The organism is Levilactobacillus acidifarinae DSM 19394 = JCM 15949 (genome assembly GCF_001434835.1).
GTDB classification, from domain to species: domain Bacteria; phylum Bacillota; class Bacilli; order Lactobacillales; family Lactobacillaceae; genus Levilactobacillus; species Levilactobacillus acidifarinae.
Genome location: NZ_AZDV01000003.1, coordinates 225,181 through 231,592, shown reverse-complemented (window position 1 = coordinate 231,592; position 6,412 = coordinate 225,181). Strand labels below are relative to the sequence as shown.

Below are 6,412 nucleotides of genomic sequence, written 5' to 3'. Positions count from 1 at the left end.
GGGGGGGGGGGCAGGAACCCGCGTAGTTACTGGGTTTCTGCTCGCCTAAGTTGTAAGCAAATCCGCCAAGGCGGTGAGTGCTGATGGCAATTTATTTTGGGGGTGACAAAATCCAAACAAGTGGATACACGCCACTGATTGTAAATGCTGGTCCGGTAAACGCGATTCCAAGTGATGTCACTATCATGCAGGCTTTCTGCCTATATCGAGTAGAAGGTAAAATCTTGGAGCTGGTAGGCGGACTATCAACGTACGCCAAAGGAAGCAGTGCCGGTTACACTAAGCAAGATGTTCTAACGCTACCTAGTGGCCTCGCCGGGTCCTACACATTAGATAAGACTCAAAGCAAGTATTCTGGCACTAACGACAATCCATCTTTTGTCGATGGATTCGTACTTCCAACCTTATCAAACAACATTTTATCGATTCAAATCGGTGGGACTAGTGGTGCTACTTATGGTGGCACTGCAGTTTTCCACCTTTTCTATATTAAAAATTAGGGAGTGATTTTATGTACACATTTTATGTTTCTCTCGATGATGACGGCTATGCCAGCTCGACTCCGGCCACTGAAGCGGCTGATGACCTGACCGCCATCACCTTGTACACTTCGACCGACAAGGAACAATTCCTTCGGCACTACACCAAGTATCGACACGATGAAAACGGTAATTGGATTTCGCCGGACAATTTACCTAGCCTGCAGGTGAGTTCATTGCTACGGTCGATTCAGGACCAGGGGCAGATCATCGCTGACCAAAAGGGAACCATCACTGATCTACAGGCTGACCTGACTGCTGCCCAATCCGATGCTACTAAAGCTAAGGCAGATGCGGCGGCCGCTACGGTAGAGAATGCCACATTGAAGGCTAATGATTCCCTTCACGATTCCGCCATCATGGAATTGTCCGACCTACTCTTTAGCCAGCTGCAACCTACTTCCAACGCTAGTGATGCAGCGACTGCGGCGACCTCCGGGGCGTCCTCTGCGGCCAGCTCGGCCGCTCAATCCTAGGAGGTGATTAGATGGCTTACTCAGCACTAGCCCAAATTTACGCCAATGCAATTGCGGAAAAGTCACGCACGCTCGATGGTGTCCCAACGGCGCTACGGGCGGAAGTCCAAGCTTGTATCGACGATAAGAATCAAAATTCAGACAAAAATCAAGGAGATAATCAATCATGTTAAATTTCAAATTCACTGCTTTAGTTGCTATTTACGCCGCTAACGTCCTTGATGGAGGCCGGACCATTGACGAAGTTCCAGCTTACCTGCAACCCCAAGTAAAGGAAATCCTGGGAAACTCCACCAGCACCGCCGCCGATACTACGCCGCAAGCGTAGTAATCGCCGCTGGTGCTTTTCTTTTGGGATTTTTTCTAGGGAAGGGGTGATAGGATGCCTAGGTTTTCAAAGGATGGTGGCCCACTTAAGCAAATTTCACGCCACTGGAACCATTTTTTCTTTGGCGTGGCTTCTTTACTTGGAGGAATTTATGTGTGGCTTCACCAGGGATATCTTGATGATCCCCGCGTAACACCGCCACCACCGCCACCGCATCTAGAACAAGTTATTTTTGGATTCGCTGATGACTGGTGGTTTGCACTTTGGCTGATTGCGTGCGGGTTGGTAATTTTATATGGAACAGCTTTTTACCATCGCAAGTTGAGAGATTGGGGCATGGTCGCCTTATCGCCTGCTTTTGGAGCCATTGCCGTTGCTTTTTCGGTACGTGGCTTTTTTGATATGCGGTTTAATTTGACGTGGATTTTTGCATTGCTCACTTTGGCCCTACTCTTTAGTACCTTGATGAGAGGTGACCACAGTGAACGCTAGTAACTGGATTGGACTCCTGGGGGCGATTGGGGCTCTGATTACAGCAGTGTTTGCGGCTGTTCATGGGCAACGTGTAGATAATCGGGCAGCTAATAAGGACCAGCAACAGCTTGAAGCTTACATCATGGACCAGGTTAAGCAGGATAATCAACAGCTTCGTGATGATCGTGAAGCCGACCGAAAGAAGTTTGCTGATGAACTTAACGATTTAAGTGCCAAGTTAACTGCATTGGGCGTCAAGAAAGATGCCATGGAGAACGAACTTAATCAGCAAATCGCTCTAAAGGTTCGGGAAAATGAACAATTAAAGCAACGCAATGCTGGCTTAGAACGCGAAAATCAAGAGTACCGTGACCGATACGGTGAATTATAGGAGGATATTTTTATGAGCATTACAAAGTTGATTCAATTGCTTAGCGATACCGGTATCTTGGGTATCGTTGTTTTTTTGTTTGTAGCTTGGTTCAATCGGATTAATCCGGCGGTAAAGGCTAAAATTGCATCCAATAAGTCTGCTAATCAACGTGAAGTATTGGGCTTGTTGGATAGCCTGGCAAGTAACGTGGTGCATTTGTTGTCAACGTCCTATGAAATGCCCGGCGACGAAAAACGGGAAAAGGCCGTGGCAGATGTTACCAGTCAGCTGAATGGTTTAGGCCACCGCATTGATCCCGACATTGTATCGGCGGCAATCGAAAAGGCCTATCAATTGATGACCACTCGAAACACTGTGGCTCAAGAGAAACAGGCCAAATTTGATGAAGGACAGGCGAACGCAGAGCAAGCGTTCGCGGATAAAGAGGTACAGTTGGCCGAACAGAAAGCTAAGGCCGATGCGGTAGCCGTTCCCTTAAACGTCCCGGCTACCGCCCAGGTCCCAACGGAGGGAGATGCTAAGTAATGCCCCGATTAGATATGGTCGACACGTCTAATAACAACGGCACGATGACTGTTGCTAACTGGCGTTCGATGAAAAAGTATGGTGTCCGCGCGATGGTTGCAAAACTATCGGAGGGCATTTTTTTTACGGATCAAACCGCGAAAACTAGTATTCGTAATGCCGTAGTTTCCGGCTTGCACGTTAACGGCTATCATTTTGCACGTTTTACCACTGTGGCGGGAGCCAAGGCAGAGGCCCAGATGGCGGCTCGTTCCGCGTTTAATGCCGGACTCGGTAAGGATGCCGTAATTGTGCTAGACTTTGAGGCCACGAACCTCGGCTGGTCCCGCAATTCAGCGAACATAAAGGCGTGGGTCGCTGAAGTCAAACGCATGGGGTATCCCAAGACCGATGTGTACACCATGGGGTCATGGACTAACTCGATGCCACTTAATAACGCGGGCCGCGGTGGTTGGATTGCCAATTATCCATCTAACCCGGCTGGATTAAAGTTTTACGGATCCTACATGGGTTGGCAGTGGACCAGTACCCATAAGTTCCCCGGATGTTATGGTGGGTTTGACGTATCCCAGATGTATTCCAGTTACTACTATGGGACGGCTACTAAAGCAATCAAGCCAAAGAAAGCCATCTATTACCGGTACAACCCGAAGATGATTTATGCGCGGACCACAATCAATCGTTACAAGGATGTTGCCTTTAAACAAAAGGTGGACAGCTTTCCAGCTGGTACCGTGTTTGCAATCGCTAAGGTAATTATCTATGGGAAGATTACTCGTTTCCAGCTGGCTAACGGGTACTACATCACTAGCAACCTGGCTAACGTAAATCGTCTGTATTATGCCGTTAATGGCGGCGTGAAACAGGTTAAGTCGGTACGTGGTTCCCATCGCTACAAGGATGTGTCGCTCCATCATGTTGTCGATTGGCAACCGGCTGGGACCCACTTCGATGTTGCTAAGGTAGTGAAGTACGGAGATACCTCACGGATTCGGCTAGCAAACGGTATGTTTATCAGCGGAAATAAAAAAATTAATGGATTCGTCAAGTAGCTCAAAGGCCGCTCACTCCGTAATGGGGTGGGTGGCCTTTTTGTCTACTCTTTATCTGTTGACTTTACAGAATTTTTCTGATAGCTTTCTAATTCGCTTCTACTCAAAACTTCAAATTTATAGTTCTTCAATGAATCTGCAGTAATGACTAGAAAATTTTTAAATTTTCCAGATAATGCGTCATCTACATTAAGAACCATATATATAGAATCGTCAATTTTATGGTACAAAATAAAATTATTAAAGTCTTTAGACCCCTGTGATTTAATTGCTTCCATTTTTATAAAAGTAATTTTAGCTTTACCGTATTTCCATACTTGGATAGTTGCAATTGAAAAGAAGACTCCAGCAAGTAGAAGAGCTAGATCTTGAATGAAGTTACCGTTTCGTAATGCTGTTTTATTAAAATCGTGAAAAACACCATAACTACCGGTTAAAAGAAATAAGATAGCGAACATAAGGAACAGGAAGTTTTCAATGACTCTGATAAAGGCAAACCGTTCGGAGTGCATTGAGTATTCTTTCGATGTTTGGAAAGCACTAGCAGTTTCACTAGTCCCGAAAAAGGTTTCAGTGTATAAGTAGCTTACTAAGGCTACAAGGGCAGATAATAGTGCCATTGTCGTTGTAATCATTAAATATCTCCTCCTACTTTAACTATTATGATAGATTAATTGTTAACTTTGCTCAATATGTAAAATGCTCCTCGCAAGCGAAAAGTAAACTAATTGGTAAACTATTTTCGACATGTATAAGCCGAAGACGTTGGGGCTGTAAGACGAAGTGATAGCTTTGATGGGACCTTCTTGGCCGCATCTTACTGAACATCGTTACCTTAAGGGTAACGATGTTTTTTTGTGGTCACAATTAAGTTAAACGACCATTGTTGGCGAATTGTGACAAACTGATAACAATTCCACCACGCAATCGTTTTCACGTCCCGACAACCTTTAAAAAAACCGTATAAGGGCGTAGAATACAGACTTAAAATGTCTGATGGGATTTTCTGAAAAATGGCGAAACAAGTTCTCTGACAAAGCGGAGAAAAGGCGGTATAGTAGTAGCCCTGTGGTTAGAAAACCCAGGCAAAAATTTCAAAGGAGGTCGGCCTATGAACGACTTAACGACGGGTAATCCCTTAAAATTGATTTTCTTCTTTACGATTCCACTTTTAATTGGTAATTTATTTCAGCAATTATATAACGTCTCGGATACCGTGGTGGTCGGGCAGACGCTCGGGGTTAAAGCCCTAGCGGCGGTTGGCGCCACGGGGTCCATTAACTTTTTGATTATTGGTTTTGCTCAGGGCCTGACGGCGGGGTTAGCCATTCTGACCGCGACGCGTTACGGCGCGCGTGATTACAAGGGCGTCCGGCGGTCATTTGCCGCGAGCATTGTGATTTCGATTTTGATGACCATCGTGTTGACGGCCTTAGCGCTGACCTTCGTTGACCCCATCCTGAAATTAATGCAAACGCCAGCGTCCATCTTCGCCAACGCCCGGATCTTCATCAGTATCATCTTCATGGGCATCTTCGCGTCGATGGCGTTTAACCTGTTATCCAACATTATCCGGGCCCTGGGGGATTCGCGGACGCCGTTGATCTTTCTGGTTATCGGGACCGTGGTCAACGTCATCCTCGAACTCTTATTCATCCTGGTCTTTCACATGGGGGTGGCCGGAGCTGGTTGGGCGACGGTGATTTCTCAAGTGATTGCCTCGCTCCTGTGTGTGGTCTACATCATCCGCTCGATTCCACTCCTGCACATCACTAAAGACGATTTTCGCGTTGACGTTAAAGAACTTTGGGACCACTTCTCGACCGGGATGCCGATGGGGTTTCAACTGTCCATCATCGCCATTGGAACCATGGTCATGCAAGCAGCATTGAATTCCTTAGGGACCGATTCGGTGGCCGCCTCAACCGCGGCATCTAAGGTGGACCAACTTTGCTCGCTGCCGATGTCGTCGTTTGGGGTCACCATGGCCACCTTTGCGGCCCAGAACTTCGGGGCGGCTAAGTATGGCCGGATTCTCGAAGGAGTCAAAAAGACCCTCTGGTTATCCGGGACCTTTGCGGTGGCCGCGGGTGGTTTGGTCATCTTCTTCGGGCGGCCGTTAGTCACGCTGATCATCGGGACGGCCGACGAACACGTGATTCAGTTGTCGCAGACCTACTTCAACATTATTGGGAGTACCTACCTGCTCTTGAGCGTCTTGTTCATCATTAGAAACACGCTGCAGGGGCTCGGCCGCCGGGTACTGCCAACCCTAGCTGGGGTCGGGGAGCTGACCATGCGGGTCTTCGCCGCGCTGTTTATGGTGGGGGCCTTCGGGTATGCCGGGGCCGTTTCCGCCGAACCGTTGGCTTGGTTGGGCTCGTGTGCCATTCTGGTACCTTCCTGGATCCGGGCCGTTCGGCAATTACGGAACCTTCAACGTTCCGTGGACGTTGTGGACGACAACGTGACGCCGGCAGAAGGAATTACTAGTGCTCCGGTCGGGCAACATTCGCAACCTAAGCTGGAGTCGTAAAATTAAAAGCATGCTACACTAGGGAAGGTGATCGTCAAAGGTCAGCTTCCCTTTTTTGAAGCTAAAAATGATTAGAGGAGCTTAAATC

General features: G+C 47.5%; 10 protein-coding genes. 9 read left to right on the top strand and 1 reads right to left on the bottom strand.

Going from position 1 to position 6,412, the window contains the following annotated elements; all coding sequences use genetic code 11:
* Positions 1-83: 83 nt before the first annotated feature.
* From FD25_RS01745 to FD25_RS01720, 8 genes are read left to right on the top strand one after another with little or no spacing between them, the layout of a single operon-like run.
* Complete coding sequence (locus tag FD25_RS01745; protein WP_057800860.1) at positions 84-500, top strand: hypothetical protein; 417 nt, start codon at positions 84-86, stop codon at positions 498-500.
* An 11-nt stretch (positions 501-511) separates the two neighbouring features.
* On the top strand, positions 512-1,015 hold the full coding sequence (locus FD25_RS01740) for a hypothetical protein (RefSeq protein ID WP_057800859.1): 504 nt from the start codon (positions 512-514) through the stop codon (positions 1,013-1,015).
* Between the two features lie 11 nt (positions 1,016-1,026).
* Positions 1,027-1,188: a CD1375 family protein gene (locus tag FD25_RS14215; protein ID WP_164480495.1), complete on the top strand. Its 162-nt coding sequence runs from the start codon at positions 1,027-1,029 to the stop codon at positions 1,186-1,188.
* Positions 1,182-1,343, top strand: coding sequence for a CD1375 family protein (locus FD25_RS14210; RefSeq protein ID WP_164480494.1), 162 nt, complete (start codon positions 1,182-1,184; stop codon positions 1,341-1,343). Before FD25_RS14215 ends, FD25_RS14210 begins: the two co-directional genes overlap by 7 nt.
* Positions 1,344-1,397: 54 nt before the next feature.
* Complete coding sequence (locus FD25_RS01735; protein WP_225428572.1) at positions 1,398-1,835, top strand: hypothetical protein; 438 nt, start codon at positions 1,398-1,400, stop codon at positions 1,833-1,835.
* Positions 1,825-2,208 carry a hypothetical protein gene (locus FD25_RS01730; RefSeq protein ID WP_057800858.1) on the top strand — a complete coding sequence of 128 codons (384 nt, stop codon included), beginning with the start codon at positions 1,825-1,827 and terminating at the stop codon, positions 2,206-2,208. Before FD25_RS01735 ends, FD25_RS01730 begins: the two co-directional genes overlap by 11 nt.
* A 12-nt stretch (positions 2,209-2,220) precedes the next feature.
* Positions 2,221-2,736, top strand: coding sequence for an SPFH domain-containing protein (locus FD25_RS01725; protein WP_057800857.1), 516 nt, complete (start codon positions 2,221-2,223; stop codon positions 2,734-2,736).
* Complete coding sequence (locus tag FD25_RS01720) at positions 2,736-3,788, top strand: GH25 family lysozyme (RefSeq protein ID WP_057800856.1); 1,053 nt, start codon at positions 2,736-2,738, stop codon at positions 3,786-3,788. Before FD25_RS01725 ends, FD25_RS01720 begins: the two co-directional genes overlap by 1 nt.
* A gap of 44 nt (positions 3,789-3,832) precedes the next feature.
* Here the strand turns inward: FD25_RS01720 and FD25_RS01715 are convergent, their stop codons facing one another.
* Entirely contained in the window at positions 3,833-4,423 is a 591-nt protein-coding gene (locus FD25_RS01715) for a hypothetical protein (protein WP_057800855.1), read from the bottom strand.
* A 476-nt stretch (positions 4,424-4,899) separates the two neighbouring features.
* On the opposite strand from FD25_RS01715, the gene FD25_RS01710 reads away from it, so the two are divergent.
* The gene (locus FD25_RS01710; protein WP_057800854.1) at positions 4,900-6,324 is read left to right on the top strand and encodes an MATE family efflux transporter; all 1,425 of its coding nucleotides are present in this window, start codon (positions 4,900-4,902) and stop codon (positions 6,322-6,324) included.
* The last annotated feature ends 88 nt before the right edge of the window (positions 6,325-6,412 follow it).

What these genes read in the sequence shown, in the direction of transcription:
- FD25_RS14210 (WP_164480494.1), top strand. Translation starts at nt 1,182, where the DNA reads ATGTTAAATTTCAAATTCACTGCTTTAGTTGCTATTTACGCCGCTAAC.
- FD25_RS01735 (WP_225428572.1), top strand. Translation starts at nt 1,398, where the DNA reads ATGCCTAGGTTTTCAAAGGATGGTGGCCCACTTAAGCAAATTTCACGC.
- FD25_RS14215 (WP_164480495.1), top strand. Translation starts at nt 1,027, where the DNA reads ATGGCTTACTCAGCACTAGCCCAAATTTACGCCAATGCAATTGCGGAA.
- FD25_RS01715 (WP_057800855.1), bottom strand. Translation starts at nt 4,423, where the DNA reads ATGATTACAACGACAATGGCACTATTATCTGCCCTTGTAGCCTTAGTA.
- FD25_RS01740 (WP_057800859.1), top strand. Translation starts at nt 512, where the DNA reads ATGTACACATTTTATGTTTCTCTCGATGATGACGGCTATGCCAGCTCG.
- FD25_RS01745 (WP_057800860.1), top strand. Translation starts at nt 84, where the DNA reads ATGGCAATTTATTTTGGGGGTGACAAAATCCAAACAAGTGGATACACG.
- FD25_RS01720 (WP_057800856.1), top strand. Translation starts at nt 2,736, where the DNA reads ATGCCCCGATTAGATATGGTCGACACGTCTAATAACAACGGCACGATG.
- FD25_RS01710 (WP_057800854.1), top strand. Translation starts at nt 4,900, where the DNA reads ATGAACGACTTAACGACGGGTAATCCCTTAAAATTGATTTTCTTCTTT.
- FD25_RS01725 (WP_057800857.1), top strand. Translation starts at nt 2,221, where the DNA reads ATGAGCATTACAAAGTTGATTCAATTGCTTAGCGATACCGGTATCTTG.